This is a genomic window from Kitasatospora cineracea (assembly GCF_003751605.1).
Taxonomy (GTDB): domain Bacteria; phylum Actinomycetota; class Actinomycetes; order Streptomycetales; family Streptomycetaceae; genus Kitasatospora; species Kitasatospora cineracea.
The window spans coordinates 951,033-972,862 of the sequence record NZ_RJVJ01000001.1 but is presented as its reverse complement, the minus strand read 5'-3'; the positions used below and the strand labels follow the sequence as shown (position 1 = coordinate 972,862).

The 21,830-nt window shown below is 73.6% G+C and carries 22 protein-coding genes and 1 riboswitch; of the genes, 13 read left to right on the top strand and 9 right to left on the bottom strand.

Annotation, left to right across the window (positions count from 1 at the left end; translation table 11 throughout):
• Positions 1 to 70: 70 nt before the first annotated feature.
• On the bottom strand, positions 71 to 562 hold the full coding sequence (locus EDD39_RS04245) for a hypothetical protein (RefSeq protein WP_030458139.1): 492 nt from the start codon (positions 560 to 562) through the stop codon (positions 71 to 73).
• Between the two features lie 62 nt (positions 563 to 624).
• On the opposite strand from EDD39_RS04245, the gene arfB reads away from it, so the two are divergent.
• On the top strand, positions 625 to 1,053 hold the full coding sequence (gene arfB, locus EDD39_RS04240) for an alternative ribosome rescue aminoacyl-tRNA hydrolase ArfB (RefSeq protein ID WP_123553438.1): 429 nt from the start codon (positions 625 to 627) through the stop codon (positions 1,051 to 1,053).
• Between the two features lie 7 nt (positions 1,054 to 1,060).
• On the opposite strand, the gene EDD39_RS04235 is transcribed toward arfB, so the two are convergent.
• On the bottom strand, positions 1,061 to 1,615 hold the full coding sequence (locus tag EDD39_RS04235) for a flavin reductase family protein (protein ID WP_123560129.1): 555 nt from the start codon (positions 1,613 to 1,615) through the stop codon (positions 1,061 to 1,063).
• 223 nt (positions 1,616 to 1,838) lie between these two features.
• Between EDD39_RS04235 and EDD39_RS04230 the strand changes: the two genes are divergently transcribed.
• Both EDD39_RS04230 and EDD39_RS04225 read left to right on the top strand, forming a co-directional pair.
• A complete protein-coding gene (locus tag EDD39_RS04230; RefSeq protein WP_123553437.1) occupies positions 1,839 to 3,629 on the top strand; it encodes a GGDEF domain-containing protein in 1,791 nt (596 codons plus the stop codon).
• 77 nt (positions 3,630 to 3,706) lie between these two features.
• Complete coding sequence (locus tag EDD39_RS04225) at positions 3,707 to 4,636, top strand: carbohydrate-binding protein (RefSeq protein ID WP_123553436.1); 930 nt, start codon at positions 3,707 to 3,709, stop codon at positions 4,634 to 4,636.
• A gap of 41 nt (positions 4,637 to 4,677) precedes the next feature.
• Here the strand turns inward: EDD39_RS04225 and EDD39_RS04220 are convergent, their stop codons facing one another.
• From EDD39_RS04220 to EDD39_RS04205, 4 genes are all read right to left on the bottom strand, one after another.
• A complete protein-coding gene (locus EDD39_RS04220) occupies positions 4,678 to 5,535 on the bottom strand; it encodes a class II fructose-bisphosphate aldolase (RefSeq protein WP_123553435.1) in 858 nt (285 codons plus the stop codon).
• A gap of 96 nt (positions 5,536 to 5,631) precedes the next feature.
• Complete coding sequence (gene nagA / locus EDD39_RS04215; RefSeq protein WP_123553434.1) at positions 5,632 to 6,807, bottom strand: N-acetylglucosamine-6-phosphate deacetylase; 1,176 nt, start codon at positions 6,805 to 6,807, stop codon at positions 5,632 to 5,634.
• Positions 6,804 to 7,736 (bottom strand): ROK family protein, encoded by a 933-nt coding sequence (locus EDD39_RS04210; protein WP_123553433.1) that lies wholly within the window; start codon positions 7,734 to 7,736, stop codon positions 6,804 to 6,806. Before EDD39_RS04210 ends, nagA begins: the two co-directional genes overlap by 4 nt.
• Positions 7,737 to 7,883: 147 nt before the next feature.
• Positions 7,884 to 8,804, bottom strand: a complete 921-nt coding sequence (locus EDD39_RS04205; protein WP_123553432.1) for an SIS domain-containing protein — start codon at positions 8,802 to 8,804, stop codon at positions 7,884 to 7,886.
• Positions 8,805 to 9,002: 198 nt separating this feature from the next.
• On the opposite strand from EDD39_RS04205, the gene EDD39_RS04200 reads away from it, so the two are divergent.
• From EDD39_RS04200 to otsB, 4 genes are all read left to right on the top strand, one after another.
• On the top strand, positions 9,003 to 9,791 hold the full coding sequence (locus EDD39_RS04200) for a DeoR/GlpR family DNA-binding transcription regulator (protein ID WP_123553431.1): 789 nt from the start codon (positions 9,003 to 9,005) through the stop codon (positions 9,789 to 9,791).
• A 195-nt stretch (positions 9,792 to 9,986) separates the two neighbouring features.
• On the top strand, positions 9,987 to 11,252 hold the full coding sequence (locus tag EDD39_RS04195; RefSeq protein WP_244256596.1) for an extracellular solute-binding protein: 1,266 nt from the start codon (positions 9,987 to 9,989) through the stop codon (positions 11,250 to 11,252).
• A 137-nt stretch (positions 11,253 to 11,389) separates the two neighbouring features.
• Positions 11,390 to 11,620 carry a DUF3263 domain-containing protein gene (locus tag EDD39_RS04185; protein ID WP_030458128.1) on the top strand — a complete coding sequence of 77 codons (231 nt, stop codon included), beginning with the start codon at positions 11,390 to 11,392 and terminating at the stop codon, positions 11,618 to 11,620.
• 53 nt (positions 11,621 to 11,673) lie between these two features.
• The gene (gene otsB / locus EDD39_RS04180) at positions 11,674 to 12,522 is read left to right on the top strand and encodes a trehalose-phosphatase (protein WP_123553430.1); all 849 of its coding nucleotides are present in this window, start codon (positions 11,674 to 11,676) and stop codon (positions 12,520 to 12,522) included.
• 239 nt (positions 12,523 to 12,761) lie between these two features.
• On the opposite strand, the gene EDD39_RS04175 is transcribed toward otsB, so the two are convergent.
• Positions 12,762 to 14,231: an alpha,alpha-trehalose-phosphate synthase (UDP-forming) gene (locus tag EDD39_RS04175; RefSeq protein WP_123553429.1), complete on the bottom strand. Its 1,470-nt coding sequence runs from the start codon at positions 14,229 to 14,231 to the stop codon at positions 12,762 to 12,764.
• Between the two features lie 100 nt (positions 14,232 to 14,331).
• Positions 14,332 to 15,330, bottom strand: coding sequence for a glucosyl-3-phosphoglycerate synthase (locus EDD39_RS04170; RefSeq protein WP_123553428.1), 999 nt, complete (start codon positions 15,328 to 15,330; stop codon positions 14,332 to 14,334).
• Between the two features lie 138 nt (positions 15,331 to 15,468).
• A riboswitch (SAM riboswitch) is annotated at positions 15,469 to 15,596 on the top strand.
• Between the two features lie 17 nt (positions 15,597 to 15,613).
• Between EDD39_RS04170 and thrC the strand changes: the two genes are divergently transcribed.
• The 6 genes from thrC (at position 15,614) to EDD39_RS04140 (ending at position 21,087) form a co-directional block, all read left to right on the top strand.
• Positions 15,614 to 16,894, top strand: a complete 1,281-nt coding sequence (thrC, locus tag EDD39_RS04165; RefSeq protein ID WP_030910227.1) for a threonine synthase — start codon at positions 15,614 to 15,616, stop codon at positions 16,892 to 16,894.
• A 42-nt stretch (positions 16,895 to 16,936) separates the two neighbouring features.
• Positions 16,937 to 17,215, top strand: coding sequence for a MoaD/ThiS family protein (locus tag EDD39_RS04160; RefSeq protein WP_030910230.1), 279 nt, complete (start codon positions 16,937 to 16,939; stop codon positions 17,213 to 17,215).
• 582 nt (positions 17,216 to 17,797) lie between these two features.
• Positions 17,798 to 18,004 carry a cold-shock protein gene (locus EDD39_RS04155; RefSeq protein ID WP_014137493.1) on the top strand — a complete coding sequence of 69 codons (207 nt, stop codon included), beginning with the start codon at positions 17,798 to 17,800 and terminating at the stop codon, positions 18,002 to 18,004.
• 312 nt (positions 18,005 to 18,316) lie between these two features.
• Entirely contained in the window at positions 18,317 to 19,939 is a 1,623-nt protein-coding gene (gene groL / locus EDD39_RS04150) for a chaperonin GroEL (RefSeq protein WP_123553427.1), read from the top strand.
• Between the two features lie 184 nt (positions 19,940 to 20,123).
• A complete protein-coding gene (locus EDD39_RS04145; protein ID WP_425269638.1) occupies positions 20,124 to 20,705 on the top strand; it encodes a Uma2 family endonuclease in 582 nt (193 codons plus the stop codon).
• Between the two features lie 22 nt (positions 20,706 to 20,727).
• Positions 20,728 to 21,087 carry a hypothetical protein gene (locus EDD39_RS04140; protein ID WP_123553425.1) on the top strand — a complete coding sequence of 120 codons (360 nt, stop codon included), beginning with the start codon at positions 20,728 to 20,730 and terminating at the stop codon, positions 21,085 to 21,087.
• A gap of 105 nt (positions 21,088 to 21,192) precedes the next feature.
• Here EDD39_RS04140 and EDD39_RS04135 read toward each other — a convergent pair whose 3' ends face one another.
• Positions 21,193 to 21,822, bottom strand: coding sequence for an HD domain-containing protein (locus EDD39_RS04135; RefSeq protein ID WP_030458119.1), 630 nt, complete (start codon positions 21,820 to 21,822; stop codon positions 21,193 to 21,195).
• Positions 21,823 to 21,830 lie beyond the last annotated feature (8 nt).

The window sequence follows — 21,830 nt, the reverse complement described above, 5'->3', positions numbered from 1 at the left end:
ACGGGCGGCCGTTGGTTCCACCACTCGGTGGACGGACGGATTTCTCCGTCCGGCGGACGCCCGGCGTCGATCAGATTCTCGGGTAGCGGCCCTGCACGGTCCAGACGTTCGGGTTCTCGGCGAGTCCCTCGTGCAGCTCGGTCAGGTCGGCCAGCACGTCCTGGAGGAAGTCCCGGGCCTCGCGGCGCAGTTCGGCGTGCCGGACCACCAGCGGCTCGTCGTCGGGGCGCCAGGTCGCGGTGATCTCCACCCAGCCGAACCGGCGGGCGAAGCGCAGCAGTTCGGTGTTCTGGGTGAAGTCCAGGTCCTCGGTGCGCACCCGGGCCTCCCGGCTGCCGCGCGGGCCGTCGTCGAGCCGCTCGACGACGTCGCACACCGCCCAGGCGAAGTCCAGCACCGGCACCCAGCCCCAGCGGGTCTCCAGCCCGGCGCCCTCGTCCGCCTCCAGGTAGACGTCGCCCGCGAACAGGTCGTGCCGCAGCGAGCGGACCGACGCGGTGCGGTAGTCGGTCTGCGGGGGGTCGGGGAGGCGGGTGGACAGCGAGTAGCCGAGCTCGATCACGCCCGCCATTGTGCCCGGTTAACCAGGTGACGGGGCCCGGGGGCGGGCGGGATGATGGGCGCATGACTGAGCCTGTGCGCGTACGGGGTTCGGTGGTCGTGCCCGACGCCGAGCTCGTCTGGCGCTTCTCGCGTTCCTCCGGCCCGGGCGGGCAGCACGTGAACACCTCGGACTCGAAGGTCGAGCTGCGGTGGGACCTGGCGGCCTCCGAGGCGCTGCCGCCGGTGTGGAAGGAGCGCGCCCTGGAGCGGCTGGCCTCCCGGCTGGTGGACGGGGTGCTGGTGGTCCGGGCCTCCGAGCACCGCTCGCAGTGGCGCAACCGGGAGGTGGCCGCGGCCCGGCTGGCCGCGCTGCTGGGGGAGGCCACCGCGCCGCCGCCGAAGGCCCGGCGGGCCACCAAGCCCAGCCGCGGCATGGTCGAGCGGCGGCTGGAGAACAAGCGGCACCGCGCCGGGCTCAAGCAGGGCCGGGGCCGGGTCCGCCCGGAGTGACGGCCGGTCAGCCGAGCTGCCGGTAGCCGCCGCGCAGGTACAGCAGCGGCCGGCCGGCCGGGGCGGGCACCTCGGCGGCGAGCACCCGGCCGAGCACCAGGGTGTGGTCGCCGGCCTCGATCCGCTGCTCGGTGCGGCACTCCACGGTGGCCAGCGCGCCGTCGACCAGCGGGGCGCCGGCGTGCGGGCCGCGGTGCCAGACGGCGTCGGCGAACAGCAGCCGGTCGCTGAGCCGGCCCTTCATGGCGAACCGGGAGGCGAGCGTGCGGTGCTCCTCGCCGAGCAGCGACACCGCCCAGGTCTCGGCCCGGCCCAGCAGTTCGTCCATCCGCGAGTCGGTGCGGACCGAGACCAGCACCAGCGGCGGCTCCAGCGACACCGACAGCAGGGAGGTCGCGGTCATCCCCGCGTCCTCGCCGTCCTCGGGGTCGTGCACGGTCAGCAGCGAGACGCCGGAGGCCAGTTGGCCGAGGGCGGCCCGGAACTCCTCGGGGGTGGCACCGGCCGCCGCCGCGGGGGCGGGGGCCGCGGGGGCGGCGGGGGACTGCGGAGAGCTGTACACGTACCGCACGGTAGTCGCCGGTCGGGCGGGCCGGTATCGGGCCGTGGTCGTAGGTCCGCTCGGCCTTTGGTCGCCGAGTCCTTGATCATTATGTGATTTGAGTCACAGTCACCGGCTATTGCTGACCGAGCGTGCCTATCGCAGTGCTCCCTGTGATTCAGTTCTTCTGGCAATCGGACGACAACCTTTCAAGAACCATCCGAAGCAGCCGGGGAGCCCCCGCATGGAAGCCGAGTCGGAGCCCTACGTCCGCCTGGCGACCCTCCGCACCTTGCACCGGGTCGTGGCGGACCTCAACGCTGCCCGGAGCCTGGCGGGGACCCTGCAGGCGGTCGTCGAGGGCGCCGTCCACGGGCTCGGGTTCGACGCCGCCGCGGTCAGCCTGGTGCGCCCCGACGGCGACCTGGTGGTCGCCGCCGTCTGGGAGATCGAGGAGAGCGCCTTCGGCGGCCCCACCGTGCTGCTCGGTCAGGTCGGCTCCCGCGAGTCCTGGGAGCGGATGCTCCAGGTCGCCGACCACTGGGGCACCCTGCGCTTCCTGCCGCACGACCGCGGCTGGGCGATCGCCACCGACGTCCCCACCTGGACCGGCGACGGCCCGATGCCCGTCTACGGCAACGACTGGCACCCCGCCGACGTCCTGCTCGCGCCGATGTACAGCGCCGGCGGCGACCTGCTCGGCATCCTCTCGGTGGACCGCCCGCGCAGCGGCAAGCGCCCCGGCGCCTGGACCCGCGAGGCCCTGGAGATGTTCTCCCTGCAGGCCTCCATCGCCATCGGCAACGCCCGGCTGCGCGCCGAGATGCAGCGCGCCCTGGCCCGGCTGGAGAAGGAGCAGCAGGCCCTGCGGGCCAGCGAGGAGTCCTTCCGGCAGGCCTTCGAGTACGCCCCCAGCGGGATGGCCATCACCGAGCTGCACGGCGACGCCACCGGCCAGCTCAGCCGGGTCAACGACGCGCTGTGCCGGCTGCTCGGCCGCCCCCGCGCCGCACTGCGCCAGCAGCGCTTCGTCGACCTGGTCCACCCCGACGACCTCGAACTGCTGCTGCGCACCAGCGCCGAGGGCGGCCGGGCCGAGCTGCGGCTGGGCCGCCGGGACGGCAGCTACCAGTGGGTCTGCCTGCGCAACTCGGTGGTCGCCGACGCCGCCGAGGGCCCCAGCTTCCTGCTCACCCACGTCGAGGACATCGAGGACCGCAAGCGCCACGAGCTCCAGCTCGCCCACCGGGCCAGCCACGACGCCCTCACCGGCCTGCCCAACGGCGCCGAGCTGCGGGCCCGGCTGGCCCGCCGGCTCTGCCCGATCGCCCCCGCCGCCGCGATCCCCGGCCAGGCGCCCCCGCCCGACGCCCCCCAGCAGCCCTCCCAGGCCGCCCAGGACGGCCGTCCGCCCGCCGGGGAGCCCGCCGCCCTCGCGCACGGCTACGCGGCCCCCGACGGGGCCCTGGAGCACGGCCGCGCCGCCTACCCCCCGGCCCCGCCCGCCCACCACGGCGCCCCCGCCCACCACGTGCACGCCGTCGTCCCCGCCGAGCAGCCGCCCGGCGACCTGTGGCACGGCCACCGCCGCGGCGGCGCCCCCGTCGGCGAGCGCGGCCTGGCCGTCCTCTACTGCGACCTCGACGGCTTCAAGCTGGTCAACGACCGGCACGGCCACAACACCGGCGACGCCGTCCTGATCGAGATCGCCCGCCGCCTGCAGCAGGTCGTCCGGGAGGGCGACACGGTGGCCCGGATGAGCGGCGACGAGTTCGTCGTCCTCGCCGACAACATCGGCCGCGAGGAGGCCAAGGAGCTGGCCGGGCGGCTGCGCGGGGCGATCCTGCCGCCGATGCGGATCGACAACCGGGCGGTGCGGGTCGGCGTCAGCCTGGGCATCGGCTGGGCCGGCTGCGGCATGAGCATCGACGAGGTGCTGCACTCCGCGGACGAGCGGATGTACGACGAGAAGCGCACCCGCGGCGGCGCAGCCCGGGGCTCGCGCGGCGAGCGCTCGCACCGCCGGGCGGGCTGAACCGCTTACCCCCTGCTCATCCGGGCCGGGTAGGGTGCCCTGGGTACAGAGACCATCCAGCTCCAGGGGAGTCGACCGTGACCACGCCCGGTGACAACGGCACCGCGCCCGAAGGCGCGGGCCAGGACGACCCCTTCGCGTACCTGTACCGCCCGGCGGAGGGCGAGCAGCCCGTCGCCGCCGAACGGCCCCGCAGCGGCTACCAGCGCCCGATGGAGGTCGGCCGCGCCTCCTACGGCGAGCGGCCCGCCTACCCGCAGGCCCCGCCGCCGCCCGGCCCCGCCGGGTACGGCCAGGAACCCACCGCCGCGCTGCCCCAGCAGCCCCGGTACGCCGAGCGCTCGCGCCCGAAGCCCGGCGAGGAGCGGCCCGCGGGCCGCGGCAAGGCCGCGGTCATCGGCGCCGTCGCCGTGGTCGCCGCGATCGCGATCGGCGCGGGCGTCGCGCTCTCCACCGGCGACCCGGACGGCAAGTCCAAGGCCGACCCGACCGGCAAGGCCGCGCCGACCGCGGCCGCGAACGCCGCGAACAGCCCCAGCGCGCCCGCGAGCAGCGCCGCGCCCAGCCCGAGCGCCGCGACCGAGCCGATCAGCGACGCGTCCAAGCTGCAGGCGACCGGCGCCGCGACCGACAGCACGGTCAAGGGTGCGCTCTCCGCCGGCGGCAGCTACCTCGTCCTGCAGGCCGGGTCGTCCTTCACCTGGACGGTCAACTCGGACGCCGGCGGGCAGACCAAGCTCTGGCTGCACTTCAACAACACCGGCACCGACCAGCCCGCGCAGGTCACCGTCAACGGCAAGGAGCACCCGGGCGGCGTGACCTTCAAGAACTACTCGAAGAACCCGGCCGCCGACCCGGCCCAGTCCTGGTTCAGCACCAACATATGGCCGGTGCTGCAGGCCGGGTCGAACACCATCACGCTGACCGTCCCGGCGGGGGCGGGCAACCCGGTGCTGCTGGACCAGGTCGCGCTGACGCCGATGAGCGTCAACGACTACCCGAAGTAGGGCGGCCGCGGCGCGGGGGAGGGTTCCCCCGCGCCCCCGGCTCAGGCCCGGGCGGAGACCACCCGGGCCAGGTGTTCGACGGTGGCCGTCATCGCGTCGCGGGCCGCGGTCAGGTAGGCGCGCGGGTCGGTGGCGGCGGGGTGGGCGGCCAGGTGGGCGCGGACGGCCGGGGTGCAGGCGAGGTTGAGCGCCGTGCCGATGTTGATCTTCACCATGCCGGCGGCGACCGCCGCGGCCAGGGCGTCGTCGGGGACGCCGGAGCTGCCGTGCAGGACCAGCGGGACGGGGACGGCGGCGGCCAGTTCGCGGATCAGGGCGTGGTCCAGGGCGGCGGTGCGGGTGGTCATCGCGTGCGCGGAGCCGACCGCGACGGCCAGTGCGTCGACGGCGGTCTCGGCGACGTAGCGGGCGGCCTCGGCCGGGTCGGTGCGGGCGCCGGGGGCGTGCGCGCCGAGCGGGGGCTCGCCGTCCTTGCCGCCGACCCGGCCGAGTTCGGCCTCCAGGTGAAGGCCGTGGCGGTGCGCCCAGGCGGTGGCCTCGGCGGTGGCCTTGACGTTCTCGTCGTGCGGGAGCGCGGAGGCGTCGAACATCACCGAGGAGAACCCGGCGCCGGGGGCGGCCCGCAGCAGGTCGGTGTCCTCGACGTGGTCGAGGTGCAGCGAGACCGGGACGCGGGCGGCGGCGGCGACCTCGGCGCAGGCGCGGGCGATCGGCAGCAGCCGGCCGCCGCGGTAGGCGACGGCGTTCTGGCTGAGCTGGAGGACCACGGGCGTGCCGGCCGCCTCGGCGCCGGCGGCGATGGCCTCGGCGTGCTCCAGGGTGATCACGTTGAAGGCGGGCAGGCCGCGGCGTTCGGCGACGGCGGCGGCGAGCAGGTCGAAGGTGCGGGCGAGCGGCAAGGGGGAGCTCCCGGTGGGGTGAGTAGCGAGGCGCAGGTTCCGCTGCTCACCCCCGTGGCGGGAGGACCCGGGACCGCCCGGAGGGGCGGCGCCGGGTCAGGCCGGGTTGCCGGCCCGGGCGAAGCGGTCCGCGCCGACGATCCACTCGCCGCGGCGCATCACCGCGGCGAGTTCGTAGCTGTCGGAGTCGAGGACGACCAGGTCGGCGTTCTTTCCGGCCTCCAGGGTGCCGATGGTGTCGCCCAGCCCCAGCAGGCGGGCGGGGACGGTGGACAGCGAGGTGACGGCCTGGTTCAGGGACAGGCCTAGGACGGTGACGGCGCGCCGGAAGGCGACGTCCAGGGTGAGGGTGGAGCCGGCGATGGAGCCGCCCTCGACCAGGCGGGCCACGCCGTCCTCGACCCGGACCTGGAGCGGGCCGAGCGGGTACAGGCCGTCGCCCATGCCGGCCGCGCCCATCGCGTCGGTGATCAGCGCGACGCGCTCGGCGCCGGCCGTGCCGTAGGCGAGTTCGACCACCGAGGGGTGCAGGTGGATGCCGTCGTTGACCAGCTCGACGGTGACCCGCTCGTCCTCCAGCAGGGCGACGATCGGGCCGGGGGCGCGGTGCTGGATGCCCGGCATCGCGTTGAACAGGTGGGTGGCCACGGTGGCGCCGGCGTCGATCGCCCGCAGGGTGACCTCGTAGTCGGAGTCGGTGTGGCCGACGGCGGCGATGATGCCGAGGTCGGACAGCATCCGCACCGACTCCAGGCCGCCGGGCAGCTCCGGGGCCAGGGTGAACATCTTCGTGTGGCCGCGGCCCGCGTCGGCGAGCTTGCGCACCAGTGCCGGGTCCGGGTCGCGCAGCAGGTCGGGGCGGTGGGCGCCGCACCGGTTGTGCGAGATGAACGGGCCCTCGAAGTGGATGCCGGCCAGCACGCCGTCCTCGACGAGTTCGGAGAGCACCGCCGCCTGGCGGCAGACCTCGTCGATCTCGCCGGTGACGGTGGAGGCCATCGTCGTGGTGGTGCCGTGCTCCAGGTGCGTGCGGGCGGCGGTGAGCGCCTCCTCGGCGATGCCGGAGGCGTACGAGGCGCCGCCGCCGCCGTGCACGTGCAGGTCGACGAAGCCGGGGACGACGGTGTACCCGGTGAGGTCGAGGTCGCCCGGTTCCACCTCGCCGCCGAGGCCCGCGATGCGGGCGCCCTCGACGGAGACCCGGCCCGCGTCGATCACCCCGCCGGGCAGGACCAGTCGGGCTCCGGCCAGTGCAGTACGGTCCGCGGTCACGCGGTCACCTCCATGGAGAGCAGATCCCAGGCGAGCAAGCCTGCGCCCAGGGACGCGGCGGTGTCTTTGAGCATGGCCGGTACGACCTTCGGGGGCATCTGGAAGGTCAGGCGCTCGGTCACCGCGGCGCGCAGCGGCGTGAAGAGCGTGTCACCGGCCTCGGCCAGCCCGCCTCCGACGATCACCGTGGACGGGTCGAGCAGGCTCTGCGCCAGCACGATGCCGTCGGCGAGTGCGTCCACCGCGTCCTGCCAGACCGCGAGGGCCCTCGGGTCGCCGGCGTCGACGGCGGTGGCGCAGGCGGCGGCGTCGGCCTCGGGGTCACCGCTGGCCTCGGCCCAGGCCCGGGAGACCGCGGAGGCCGAGGCCAGGGTCTCCAGGCAGCCGCAGGCGCCGCAGCCGCACTGCGGGCCGCCGGGGCGGACCACCACGTGGCCGATCTCGCCGCCGTAGCCGTGCGCGCCCGCCTCGATGGAGCCGTCGATGCCGATGGCGCCGGCGATGCCGGTGCCGAGCGCGATGAACAGGAAGCGCGAGACCCCCTGCCCGGCGCCGATCCGGCCCTCGGCGAGGCCGCCGGAGCGGACGTCGTGGCCGAGGGCGACCGGGATGCCGCCGAGGCGCTCGCCGAGCAGCTTGCGCATCGGCAGGTCGCGCCAGCCGAGGTTGGCGGAGAAGACCGCGATCCCGTTCTTCTCGTCGATCGTCCCCGGCACGGCGACGCCCGCCGCGAGGGGGGCGGCACCGAACCGGGTGCGGCCCTCCTGCGCCAGGTCGGCGGCGAAGTCGAGGATGGTGGCGACGACGGCGTCGGGGCCGTGCTCCCGCCCGGTCGGTCGGCGTGCTTCGAACAGCACGGAGCCGTCCTGGGCGACCAGCGCGGCCTTCATGCCGGTGCCGCCTACATCGAGTGCGATGACGTGCTTCACGGGGGACAGTTTCCCTTGGCCGGGTCTAAGAGGTCTAGTCCAGTTGCTCGATTGGTCTGGTCCTGAGAGGTGAGGTTTATCGCTCTTTGCAGCCTCCTGGGCGGTTTGGGTGGCGAAGCCGTTACCGGGCGTGCGGGCGGGCGGGGCTCAGCCGAGCACGATCGAGCGGGTCAGGTTGCGCGGCTCGTCCGGGTTCAGGCCGCGGTGCGCGGCCAGCGCGACCGCCAGCCGGTGCACCCGGACCAGGTCGGCCAGCGGGTCCAGGCCGTCCGCGCCGGAGTCGGCCACCAGCCGGCCGCCGACCGCGGCGACCTCGCCGGCCAGGCCCGCGGGCAGCTCGCCGAACATCCAGGCGGCCCGGCCCGGGGCGGTGATCGAGATCGGGCCGTGCCGGTACTCCATCGCCGGGTACGCCTCGGTCCAGGCCAGCGCCGCCTCGCGCATCTTCAGCCCGGCCTCCTGGGCCAGGCCGTTGGTCCAGCCCGCGCCGAGGAAGGAGATCTGCTCCAGCGCCACCAGTTCGTCCGGCACCTGCCAGGCCACCGCCCGCTCGGCGTCCGCGGCGGCCGCGGCGACGGTGCGCACCCCGGCCGGGAGGGCGCCCTCGGTCTCCAGGTGGGCCCGGAGCAGGGCGAGCACGGTGGTGGCGAAGCGGGTCTGCACCACCGAGCGCTCGTCGGCGAAGCCCAGGTCGACCAGGTGGTCGGCGGCGGCGGCCACCGGCTGGTCCACGCAGGCGGTGAGCGCGGTGGTCGGCAGGTCGGTGGCCGCCAGCAGCCGCAGCACCTCGGTGGTGGTGCCGGAGCGGGTGATCGCCAGCACCCGGTCGTAGCGGCGGGCGAGCGGGAACTCGGAGGCGGCGAAGGCGTCGGTCTCGCCGTGGCCGCCGGCCTCGCGCAGCGCGGCGTACGCCTGGGCCATGAACCAGGAGGTGCCGCAGCCCACCACGGCCACCCGCTCGCCGCGCCGCGGCAGGCCGGCCGGGCCGCTCGCCGCCAGGGCGGCGGCGGTGCGCCAGTCGTCGGGCTGGGTGGCGATCTCCTCGCCGGTCAGGCTGGTGTGCGGCATGGGTGCGGGCTCCTTCGGCTTCCCCGGGGACGGCGCGATGCGGACCGGAACCGCCCGAGGGCGAACCGAGTGCGCAAAGCTGATTGATTTATAGCTGTTTCGCGCATGATTGCGCAATGAGTGGAGCGGAGCCCGGGTGTGCGAAGCTGTCCCCGCCGGGCGCGGGGCGCGCCGGGCGGGGCGCGGGAGGAGCGGACGGTGTCCAGGTACGAGCGGTGGAACGCGCTGCTGGAACTGCTGGCCGAGCACGGCCGGCTGGACGTCGAGGAGGCGGCCGGCGAGCTCGACGTCTCGGCCGCGACCATCCGCCGCGACCTCGACCAGCTGGCCCGCCAGCAGATGCTCACCCGCACCCGCGGCGGCGCGGTGGCGCACAGCGTCTCCTACGACCTGCCGCTGCGCTACAAGACCGCCCGCAACGCCGACGCCAAGCAGCGGATCGGCACCCTGGTGGCCGGCCTGATCGCCCCCGGCGAGGTGGTCGGCCTCAACGGCGGCACCACCACCACCGAGGTGGCCCGGGCGCTCGCCGTCCGGCCCGACCTGGCCGAGCACCCGGAGAGCGGCCAGAGCCTCACCGTGGTCACCAACGCGCTCAACATCGCCAACGAACTGACGGTCCGTCCGCAGGTGAAGATCGTGGTCACCGGCGGCGTCGCCCGCCCCCAGTCGTACGAGCTGATCGGCCCGCTGGCCGCCCAGGTGCTCGGCGAACTCGCCCTGGACACCGCGGTGCTGGGCGTGGACGGGCTCGACACCGAGCACGGTGCGACCGCCCACCACGAGGGCGAGGCGGCGATCAACCGGCTGCTCGCCGAACGGGCCCGGCGGGTGGTGGTGGCCGCCGACTCCTCCAAGCTGGGCCACCGGGCCTTCGCCCGGATCTGCGGCCTGGAGGCGGTGGACACCCTGGTCACCGACAGCCAGGTGCCGGACGCGCTGGCCGCCGCCTTCACCGACGCCGGGGTGACCGTCCTGACCGCCTGAGCGCGCCGGAACGGGGGCGGGGCGGCGGCACGGTGAAGACCCGCGGTCGTCCGGATACCGGACAGTTGTGCAGTCCACGTTGCGCGGGGCGCAACAGGAACTGACACTTCGATAACTTCCGCCCCTACAGGTCTGGACCACTGTGAGCGGGAACTGCCAGGGTCGCGGCTGTCACCCTCCCGAAGGCGGTCCCCCTTGAAGCGATCAGCGCTGATCCCTCTCCCCCTCGTCGGATGCCTGCTGCTCTCCGGCTGCGGCGTCCTGTCCGGTGGAGGCGGGGTGACGCTCGACCTGGTCGCGGCCGACTACGGAACCGACGCCTCCAACAGCAGCAGCATCTACTGGAACAAGGTCGCCAGGGACTTCGAGGCCGCCAACCCCGGCATCAAGGTGAAGGTCGACGTGGTCTCGTGGGACGACATCGACAAGCACGTCGCCGACCTGATCGCCAAGGGGAAGACCCCCGACGTCGTGCAGACCGGCGGCTTCGCCGACCAGGTCGCCGCCGACCGCCTCTACCCCGTCGGCGACGTGCTCTCCATGGAGGCCCAGGCCAACCTGCTGGGCTCGTTCAGCAAGGCCGGCCAGGTGCTCGGCAGCCAGTACGGCATCCCGTTCATCTCCTCCAGCCGGGTGTTCGTCTACAACAAGGCGATCTTCGACAAGGCCGGCATCACCGCCCCGCCCGCCACCTGGGACGACCTGCGCAAGGACGCCGAGCTGATCAAGTCCAAGGTCCCGGGCGTCACCCCGTACGCGCTGCCGCTCGGCCCCGAGGAGGCCCAGGCCGAGTCGATGATCTGGACGATGAGCGGCGGCGGCGAACTCTCCGACAGCGTCGGCAACTACACCATCGACAGCCAGCCCAACCGGGACACCTTCAAGTGGCTGCGCACCAACCTGGTCGACCGCGGCCTGACCTACCCCGACCCCGGCCAGGCCAACCGCAAGGACGCCTTCACCGCCTTCACCAAGGGCGAGGTCGCCATGCTCAACGGCCACCCCGCGCTGATCAAGGCCGCCGCAGCGGCCGGCATCCAGTACGGCACCGCCGCGATCCCGCGCAAGAGCAAGGAGGTCAAGGAGGTCACCTTCGGCGTCGCCGACTGGCTGATGGCCTTCAAGGCCAACGGCCACCGGGCGGAGATCAAGAAGTTCCTGAACTTCACCCTCGCCAAGCAGAACACCCTGGCCTTCGACGAGGAGTACAACATGCTCCCCGTCACCCAGGACACCCTCGACGACATGTCGGCCAACGCCTCCCACCAGGACCTCGCCCAGTTCCTGCAGAACCTGCCCACCGCCAGCTTCTACCCCTACGGCGACCCCTCCTGGGACAAGGTCAGCAGCATGATCAAGCAGCAGATGGGCAAGGCCGTGAAGAGCGGCGGCGACCAGGTGCTCGCCGACCTGCAGTCCACCGCCCTCGCGGAGGCCGCCAAGGCCCGCCGGGCGGGCTGACGGGGGCCGGGCCGGGCCGGGCCGGGCGGGGACGGGCTGACGGGGGCGGGCGGGGACGGGCTGACGGGGGCGGGCGGGGACGGGCTGACGGGGGCGGGCGGGGACGGGCTGACGGGGGCGGGGCATAGCCTGGACGCATGGCCGAACTGACCGAACGCGACCGGGCCGTGCTCGCCCTGGAAGCCCGCGGGTGGCGGACCGCCGGTGCCAAGGAGCAGGCGATCCGGCAGGAGCTCGGCATCTCCGCCACCCGCTACCACCAGCTGCTCAACGCCCTGCTCGACCGGGCCGAGGCACTCGCCCACGACCCGGTCCTGGTCAACCGGCTGCGCCGGATCCGGCAGGCGCGGCGCGAAGCCCGGCAGTGACCACCGGCCCGATAGCCGCCCGGCGACCGGCGGCGGCCGGTAGCGTCGGGGGCATGGGAATCGCTGAACAGATCACGACCCAGGCGGGTCGGACCGGACTGGCGGGTCTGCTCGCCGATCCGAAGTCCGCCGTCGTGGGACTCGACTTCGACGGCACGCTCGCCCCGATCGTCGCCGACCCCGACCGGGCCCGCGCCCACCCCGGGGTCGTCCCCGCACTCGGCGCGCTGGCCCCGCTGGTCGGCGCGGTCGTCGTGGTCACCGGACGGCCCGCCGCGACCGCCGCCGCGTACGGCGGCTTCACCGCCGCCCCCGGCCTCGAACACCTCACCGTCCTCGGCCACTACGGCGCCGAACGCTGGGACGCCCGCAGCAACGCCGTCACCGCCGCCCCGCCGCCGCCCGGGGTGGCCGCCGTCCGGGGCGAACTGCCGTCGCTGCTCGCCGGGTTGGACGTGCCCGAGGGCACCTTCGTCGAGGACAAGGAACGCGCGCTGGCCGTCCACACCCGGCGCGCCCCCGAACCGGACGCGCTGCTGGAACGGCTGCGCGGCCCGCTCGACGAACTCGCCGGGCGGCACGGACTGGTGGTCGAACCCGGCCGGATGGTCCTCGAACTGCGGCCGCCCGGGGTCGACAAGGGGGCCGCCCTGCACGAGTTCCTCGCCGAACGGGACGCGGGCCCGGTCCTCTTCGCCGGCGACGACCTCGGCGACCTCGCCGCCTACGCGGAGATCGGCCGCCGCCGCGAAGCCGGCCACCCCGGCCTGCTCGTCTGCAGCGGCCCCGTCACCGGCGAACCCCCGGTCGCGGCCCTCGCCGAACGCGCCGACCTGCTGGTCGCCGGGCCGGCGGGGGTGGTCGACCTGCTGAACGGGCTGACGGAGCTGCTGCGCGGCTAGGGGCGACGAACGCGAAGCCGGGGGCGCGGGGGACTGCGCGAAGGGGGCACCTCCCAGCCCCCCTTGGGGCTGGGGGAGGGAGTCGCACGTCGGTGCGGTCGCGGGACAGTGCAACACACTGTCCCGCGGGGCGATCCGGCTGTGCGTGCTCGGTTGGCCGCGCAGTTCCCCGCGCCCCTGCTTGCGCAGGGTCTGGCGCGCAGCAGTTGCTCCCGCGCCCCCGGTTTCGCTCTGCGCGGCTACTGGAGCGCGTGGAGCTGGTCCAGGAACCACTGCTGGGGCGGGAGGGCGGTGGCGGCGGCGGCGAGGCGTTTGGTGCGGTCGGCGCGTTCGGCGGGGGGCATGGCGAGGGCCTCGGCGAGGGCGTCGGCGGTGGCGATGACGTCGTAGGGGTTGACGGTGATCGCGTCGTCGGCGAGTTCGGCGTACGCGCCGGCCTCGCGGGACAGGACGAGGGCGCAGCCGCGGTCGGAGACGACGGGGACCTCCTTGGCGACCAGGTTCATGCCGTCGCGGATCGGGTTGACCAGGGCGACGTCGGCGAGCCGGTACGCGGCGAGGGAGCGCGGGAAGTCGTCGTTGACGTGCAGGATGAGCGGCTGCCAGTCGGCGGTGCCGAACTCGGCGTTGATCTCCCCGGCGAGGCGCTGCACTTCGGCGGTGTAGTCGCGGTACTCGGCGAGGTCGGTGCGGGAGGGGTAGGCGAAGGCGATGTGGACGACGTTGCCGAGCCATTCGGGGCGGGTGCGCAGCAGGTGCCGGTAGGCGAGCAGGCCGCGGACGATGTTCTTGCTGAGTTCGGTGCGGTCGACCCGGACGATGGTGCGGCGGTCGCCGACGGCCTCGCGCAGGGTGGCGAGGCGTTCGTCGACGTCGGGCCGGTGGGCGCGTTCGCGCAGGAACTCGGCGTCGGCGCCGAGGCCGTGCACGCCGAGCCGGGTGGTGCGGCCGCCGTGGGTGACGGTCAGTTCGGAGCGGTCGACCTGCGCGCCGAGGACGGCCTCGCAGCAGTCGGCGAAGGCGAGGGCCCAGCGGCGGGTCAGGAAGGCGGCGCGGTCGGCGCCGAGGATGCCTTCGAGGACGGCGGCGGCGACGTCGTCGGGCAGCAGCCGGTAGTAGTCCGGCGGGGCCCAGGGGGTGTGCGAGAAGTGGCCGATCCGCAGGTCGGGGCGGAGTTCGCGGAGCAGGGCGGGGGCCAGCGAGAGGTGGTAGTCCTGCACCAGGACGGCGGCGCCGGGGGCGGCCTCGGCGGCGAGGGCTTCGGCGAAGGCGGCGTTGTAGGCCCGGTAGGCGGCCCACTCGGTGCGGAATGCGGCGTCGAAGGCGGGCTGCACGGGCGTCTGGTAGAGCAGGTGGTGGACGAACCAGAGGGTGGAGTTGGCGACGCCGTTGTAGGCGCGGGCGAAGGTCTCCGGATCGATGTCCAGCATTCGGACGGCCTGTCCGCCGACGTCGTGGCCGGCCAGGTCGAGGCGACCGTCGGGGGCCTGCCGGGCGGCAGTGCGGTCGGCGTCGGAGAGGGCGGCGCAGACCCAGACCGCGTTCGGGTCGTCGATCGCGGAGAGCCCGGACACCAGGCCGCCGCCGCCTCTGCGGAGGGTCAGCGTGCCGTCGTCCTCCGTGCGGAAGGACACCGGGCCGCGGTTGGAGGCCACCAGGATCGGGGCGGCTCCGGACTGCTGGGGGCGTTCGGACACGTGATCGGCCATACAGCCAACCTTGCCGTGCGATCACCGGACCAAACCACTCGGCGCGGCGCGGGCCGGGTGAACAGTGGGGGACCGGTGGAGGGCCGGGCGGGCGCCCGGGTCAGCGGTCGCGGTACTCGGGGACGGTGGCCATCGGGGGGCGTTCGGTGGCCGGGACGGGGTGGGTGCGGGGGGCGAAGCCCGCGGCGGTGCGGGTGTACTGGGTGAGCAGCGGCCGGACCAGGTCGGGGTCGGCCTTGAGGCGGTGGGTGCGGTCCAGGCGTTCCAGGGCGGTGCGGTAGATGGTGGCGGCCATCCGGCCGAGGGCCTGGCCGTCCTGGTGCCGGTGGTGCCGGACGCCGACGTCGACCTGGGCCAGCGCGTCCAGCCCGGCCAGCTCCAACGCGTCGACCAGCAGGCCGAGTTCGACGCCGTAGCCGGTCGGGAAGGGCAGTCGTTCCAGCAGACTGCGGCGGGCCGCGTACTCGCCGCCGAGGGGCTGGACGAAGCCGGCCAGCTGCGGCCAGTGCAGGCTGAGCAGCGGGCGGGCGACCAGTTCGGTGACCCGGCCGCCGCCGGCCGGGACGACGGCGCCGTCGGCCTCGAAGGGCCGGTCGTACATGGCCTTGACCAGCTGCAGGGCCGGGTCGGTGAGCAGCGGGCCGATGATGCCGGAGACGAAGGCCGGGTCGAACTCGCGCAGGTCGGCGTCGACGAAGCAGACGATCGCGCCGCTGGTGGCGAGCAGCGAGCGCCACAGCACCTCGCCCTTGCCGGGTTCGGCGGGCAGCCGGGGCAGGATCGCGTCGCGGTGCACCACCCGGGCGCCGGCGGCGGCCGCGGCGGCGGCGGTGCCGTCCTGCGAGCCGGAGTCGACCACCACCAGCTCGTCGACCAGCGGGACGCGCTCGACCAGCTCGGTGCGGATCGCGGCGACGATCTCGCCGACGGTGGGCTCCTCGTCCAGCGCGGGCAGCACCACGCTGACGGTGCCGGCCGCCCCGGCGGCGCGTTTGGCGGCCAGCAGCAGGTCGAGCGGCCGGTCGGCGGCCGTCCACGATCGGCGGCGCAGCCAGTCGGCCACCTCCGGCAGGACCCCGGGCTCGGGCTGCTCCGGCAAGTCTCGCTCCCTGTGTCGGTTCGTCTCGGGTGTCGGACGCGGGGGTGGGTCCGCGCGGGCCTTCGGATACAGTCTTCGTATTGCGATCGTGCCTTCGCACCCGGGGGTCGCTCGCAGCGTACGACCACAACTTCACAGAGCTCATCCAGAGGGACTGAGGGAACGGCCCGTTGAAGTCCCGGCAACCCTCCCGCGCGGCCAGCAGGCCCGGCGGGACAGGTGCCAATTCCGTCCCGGACGCGACCGCGCTCCGGGGAAGATGAGGAGAAAGGGCCTCGCCACCATGGCTGTTGACACCGCCGCACCCACCGCCGTCGACCTCGGTCCCGCGACCGCGCTGTCCTGTCGGGAGTGCGGGACGCGCTTCCCGCTCGGCCCGAGCTTCGCCTGCCTGGAGTGCTTCGGCCCGCTGGAGATCGCCTACGACTACGCGGGCTACGACGCCGAGGAGCTGCGCAAGCGGATCGAGGCCGGCCCGGCGTCGATCTGGCGCTACGCCCCGCTGCTGCCCGTCCCGGCCGACGTGGCCGGCAAGCCGAACCTGAACCCGGGCTGGACCCCGCTGGTCAAGGCCGACAACCTGGGCCGCGAGCTGGGCTTCACCGCGCAGCTGCACATCAAGGACGACTCGGGCAACCCGACCCACTCCTTCAAGGACCGGGTGGTGGCCTGCGCGATCGAGGCCGCCCGGGCCTTCGACTTCACCACGCTGTCCTGCTCCTCCACCGGCAACCTGGCCGGCGCGGTGGGCGCCGCGGCCGCCCGGGCCGGCTTCAAGTCCTGCGTGTTCATCCCGCACGACCTGGAGCAGGGCAAGGTCGTGATGGCCGGCGTGTACGGCGGCGAGCTGGTCGGCATCGACGGCAACTACGACGACGTGAACCGCTTCTGCTCCGAGCTGATCGGCGACCCGGCCGGCGAGGGCTGGGGCTTCGTGAACGTCAACCTGCGCCCGTACTACGGCGAGGGCTCCAAGACCCTGGCGTTCGAGATCTGCGAGCAGCTCGGCTGGCGGCTGCCCGACCAGATCGTCATCCCGATCGCCTCCGGCTCCCAGCTCACCAAGATCGACAAGGGTCTGCAGGAGCTGATCAAGCTCGGCCTGGTCGAGGACAAGCCGTACAAGATCTTCGGCGCCCAGGCCGAGGGCTGCTCCCCGGTCTCGGCCGCCTTCAAGGCCGGCCGCGACGTGATCAAGCCGGTCAAGCCGGACACCATCGCCAAGTCGCTGGCGATCGGCAACCCGGCCGACGGCCCGTACGTGCTGGACATCGCCCGCCGCACCGGCGGCGCGGTCGAGGACGTCACCGACGCCGAGGTGGTCGAGGCGATCAAGCTGCTCGCCCGCACCGAGGGGATCTTCGCCGAGACCGCGGGCGGCGTGACCGTCGGCGTGCTGAAGAAGCTGGTCGAGACCGGCCTGCTGGACCCGTCCAAGGAGACCGTGGCCATCAACACCGGCGACGGCCTCAAGACCCTCGACGCGGTCGCCGACGCCGGCATGACCGCCGTGATCCGCCCGACGCTGGAGTCCTTCCGCGCCGCCGGCCTCGCCACCGCCTGACACCCAGCCGCAGGACACCCCCCACGCCCCGAGGAGCACCGCATGAGCGCCACCGTCCGCATCCCGACCATCCTGCGCACCTACACCGGCGGCGCCGCCGAGGTGACCGCCGAGGGCGCGACCCTGTCCGCCGTCATCGCGGACCTGGAGGCGAACCACACCGGCATCGCCGCCCGCCTGCTGGACGACACCGGCAAGCTGCGCCGCTTCGTCAACGTGTACGTGAACGACGACGACGTGCGCTTCGCCGAGGGCCTGGAGACCGAGATCAAGGACGGCGCCTCGGTGTCGATCATTCCGGCGGTGGCCGGCGGCTGCTGAACCGCCCGCATTCCCGCAGCCGCCGTTCGGTCCGGAATTCCCTTTTCCGGACCGGGCGGCGGCCCGCTGCGTGCCGGGGCCGGCGGCCCGGTTACCTGCGGTTTTCCGGTGCGGCGGGCCGCCGGAATTCCGACGGGATCGGGGGAGTAGAGTTCCGGTCAGGTCCGTTCCCCTCCACGGCCCGGTTCAATCCTCGTTTTCCGCACCGCGCTCCGCCCGTGCAGAACCCGTTCCGCCCCCGCTTCCGCCTCGCTTCCGTTCCGCGCGCTGAGACGTCCGCCGGGGAGCTTTCCGCCTGTTCTGTCAGGCCGCCGTCAGAATTGTTTCGTCGTTTTGCGGCAACGCGTCCGTTATGTCCCGTGGCAATTGTCGACGGATGCGCCTTTCGTTCCGAAATATCCCCCGCCGGGCGACGGGGTTCCCCGCAAATTGGGCCTGTTGCAGAGGGCGCATATCCGGATACATTCAGCCGCGACAGAGGCTGCGCCGTACGGGGGGGAGTCCCCAGGCCGGTCTTCCAGACCTCCGGGTCCGCGTCCTGCGGATCTCTGAAGGGCCAGCACAGCACAAGGGGAGTTCGGAATGGCTCAGGGCACCGTCAAGTGGTTCAACGCCGAGAAGGGCTACGGCTTCATCGCGGTCGACGGTGGAGCGGACGTGTTCGTCCACTACAGCGCGATCCAGATGGACGGCTACCGCACCCTGGAAGAGGGCCAGCGGGTCGAGTTCGAGATCTCGCAGGGTCAGAAGGGTCCGCAGGCCGACATGGTCCGCGCCGCCGGCGCCTGACGGCCCCGGCGGACCGCCACGCACCGAAACCCGCAGGCCCGCCCCGACGCGACGCGTCCGGGGCGGGCCTGCGGGCTTTCCGGGCGGCCCGCGGGTTGCCCGGCGGCCGGTCGGCGGGGCCCCGATGGGCTTGCACTCGCCACCCCAGAGTGCTAATCATTGGCGTTAGCACTCACCGTGTGAGAGTGACAAACGGACCGGGCCGGTGAGGCCCCGGAAGCGGTAGGGGAAGGGACCCCCGCTCTCCTGGGCCGTCCGTCGCGGGCACCCCTTGGTCCGAGCAGTCGACCGTGTCCCGGAGGACCACTTCTGATGGCCAAGATCATCGCCTTTGACGAGGAAGCCCGCCGCGGCCTTGAGCGTGGCATGAACCAGCTTGCCGACGCCGTGAAGGTCACGCTCGGCCCCAAGGGTCGCAACGTCGTCCTGGAGAAGAAGTGGGGCGCCCCCACGATCACCAACGACGGTGTCTCCATCGCCAAGGAGATCGAGCTCGAGGACCCGTACGAGAAGATCGGCGCCGAGCTGGTCAAGGAGGTCGCCAAGAAGACCGACGACGTCGCGGGTGACGGCACCACCACCGCCACCGTGCTCGCCCAGGCGCTCGTCCGCGAGGGTCTGCGCAACGTCGCCGCCGGCGCCAACCCGATGGCCCTCAAGCGCGGCATCGAGAAGGCCGTCGCCGCCGTCTCCGACCAGCTGCTGGCCCAGGCCAAGGACGTGGAGACCAAGGAGCAGATCGCCTCCACCGCCTCCATCTCGGCCGCCGACACCCAGATCGGCGAGCTCATCGCCGAGGCCATGGACAAGGTCGGCAAGGAAGGCGTCATCACCGTCGAGGAGAGCAACACCTTCGGCCTGGAGCTCGAGCTCACCGAGGGCATGCGCTTCGACAAGGGCTACATCTCCGCCTACTTCGCCACCGACCTGGAGCGCATGGAGGCGAGCTTCGAGGACCCGTACATCCTCATCGCCAACTCCAAGATCTCCTCGGTCAAGGACCTCCTCCCGCTGCTGGAGAAGGTCATGCAGAGCGGCAAGCCGCTCGTCATCATCGCCGAGGACGTCGAGGGCGAGGCCCTCTCGACCCTGGTCGTGAACAAGATCCGCGGCACCTTCAAGTCCGTCGCCGTCAAGGCCCCGGGCTTCGGCGACCGCCGCAAGGCCATGCTCGGCGACATCGCCATCCTGACCGGCGGCACCGTGATCTCCGAGGAGGTCGGCCTCAAGCTCGAGAACGCCGGCGTCGACCTGCTGGGCACCGCCCGCAAGGTCGTCATCACCAAGGACGAGACCACCATCGTCGACGGCGGCGGCGACAGCGACCAGGTCGCCGGCCGGGTCAACCAGATCCGCGCCGAGATCGAGAACTCCGACTCGGACTACGACCGCGAGAAGCTCCAGGAGCGCCTCGCCAAGCTGGCCGGCGGCGTGGCCGTCATCAAGGCCGGCGCGGCCACCGAGGTCGAGCTCAAGGAGCGCAAGCACCGCATCGAGGACGCGGTGCGCAACGCCAAGGCCGCCGTCGAGGAGGGCATCGTCGCCGGTGGCGGCGTCGCCCTGCTGCAGGCCGGTGTCGCGTTCGACAAGCTGGAGCTGGAGGGCGACGAGGCCACCGGTGCCAACATCGTCCGCGTGGCCCTGGAGGCCCCGATCAAGCAGATCGCGACCAACGCCGGCCTCGAGGGCGGCGTCGTGGTCGAGAAGGTCCGCAACCTGCCCGCCGGCCACGGCCTGAACGCCGCGACCAACGAGTACGTCGACCTGGTCGCCTCCGGCATCATCGACCCGGCCAAGGTCACCCGCTCCGCCCTGCAGAACGCCGCCTCCATCGCGGCGCTGTTCCTCACCACCGAGGCCGTCATCGCCGACAAGCCGGAGAAGGCCGCCGCGGCCGCCGGCGGCGGCATGCCGGGCGGTGACATGGACTTCTGATCCCCCGGGATCCGACGTTCCACGCGTTCGCTCGTGAGGGCGGCCTCCTTCGGGAGGCCGCCCTCGCGGCGTTCTCGCCCGGGTCACCCCTTCGTGGGACGCTGGGGCCATGGACGGTTTCGGCGGCTTCGGGCCCGACTGCCTTGAGGGCGAACAGCGTCATGAGGAAGAGGGGAGGCCGACGATGGCGGTCATGGCGGTCGAGTCGGACCAGCAGTGGTCCTACCTGCTGGACACCTGGCGGGAGCTGGACGCCCCCGAGGGCTGGCGCACCGAGATCGAGGGAGGCCGGATCCAGTTGGTGCCACCGCCGGGCAAGCCGCACAACTTCATCGCCGGAAAGGTCCATCGCGCCCTGGTTCGGCACCTGCCGGACGAGATCGGCGTCTACCAGACCCTCGGGACGCAGATCGCCGGGCTGGAGAAGCTCTACATCCCCGATCTGGTGGTCGTTGATGCCGCACTCCTCACCGGAGAAGAGGACGATCCGATCGACGCGTCGGACGTCCTGCTGGCCGTCGAGATCACCTCGCGCAGCACGGCCCGGCAGGACCGGACGGAGAAGCTCTGGGGCTACGCGCACGCGCCCGTCCCGCTGTACCTGCTGGTCGACCGCTTCGACCGGCCCGGGCCGACGGTGACGCTCTACTCGGAGCCCTCCGACGGGGCCTACGGGCAGAGCGTGCGGGTGCCGTTCGGGAAGCCGGTCGAGCTGCCCGAGCCGTTCGGGATCACGTTGGACACCACGGGCTTCCCGCTGCCGTAGCGGAGTGCGGGACAATGGGCGGATGGCCAGTTCCGACATCGAAGCCGCCCTGCACAGCGCGCGGGCGCTGATCCTCGCCGACCTCACCGCCCGGGACGTCGCCGATGCGGCGATCGTCTCGCTGGTGGAGGACGCCGTCACCCATCGCCGCTGGTGGCTCGAACAGTGGCCGGACGGGCGGGAGTTCGTGCTCGGACTGGTGGCGCAGGACGTGCAGGACGCGCTGCTGGAGTCGTACGGGCGCTGGCCGCTGTGCACCGACTGCGCGGAGCGGGAGGACGATCCGCACGCGCTGGGGGTGGAGCCGGAGCTGGGGCCCGATCCGCACTGGGTGTGCGGCAAGCGCGGCGTGGTGGTCGCCCCCGTCGGCGGTCTGGCGTGATCCTGGTCGATCCCCCCGGACCGGCCCGGCCACGGCAAGTGGTGGCCCGGCTGACCGCGGCGGGGCTCCGGGTGCGGAAGGCGCGGAAGGTCTGAGGGGCCGGGGTCAGGCTTCCAGGGCGGCCAGTTCGGCGTGCATGTTGGTGCGGGCCCGGGCGTCGTAGCGGGCGTGGGCCTCGGGGGTGCGGTAGAGGGCGGGCAGGGCGAGCAGTTGGCGCAGGACCGCGGCGCGGCCCTCGCGGAAGGCGTCCGGCGGGACGAAGGAGTACTCGGCGCGGACGGCGGCGGCGTAGGCGGCGTACTGCTCGGGCGGGCCGCCGAGGACGGCGAGGTCGGCGTCGCAGAGCACCTCGCCGTTGCGGTCGCCGGGGGCGGGGTGGTGGTCGGTGGTGAGCCGGACCAGGCGGTCGGTCTCGTGGACCAGGGGTTCGGGCAGGCCGGCCTCGCGCAGGGCGCGGCAGGCGAGGGCGGCGCTGCGCTCCTCGTTCTCGGAGCGGTCGGGCCGGTAGACGGCGTCGTGGAACCAGGCGGCGAGCCGGACGGCGTCGGGGTCGTCGGCGTGGGCGGCGAGTTCGTCGATCCGGTCGAGGACGGCCTCTAGGTGGGCGGTGGTGTGGTAGCGGCGCTGCGGCTCGGCCCAGCGGGCGAGCAGGTCGCGGGCGTAGGGCTCGGGGTCGGCGGTGGCGCCGCAGCGGGTGAGCAGGTCGTGCCAGCGCGCGGACAGCGATGCGGTCATGGCGGCCA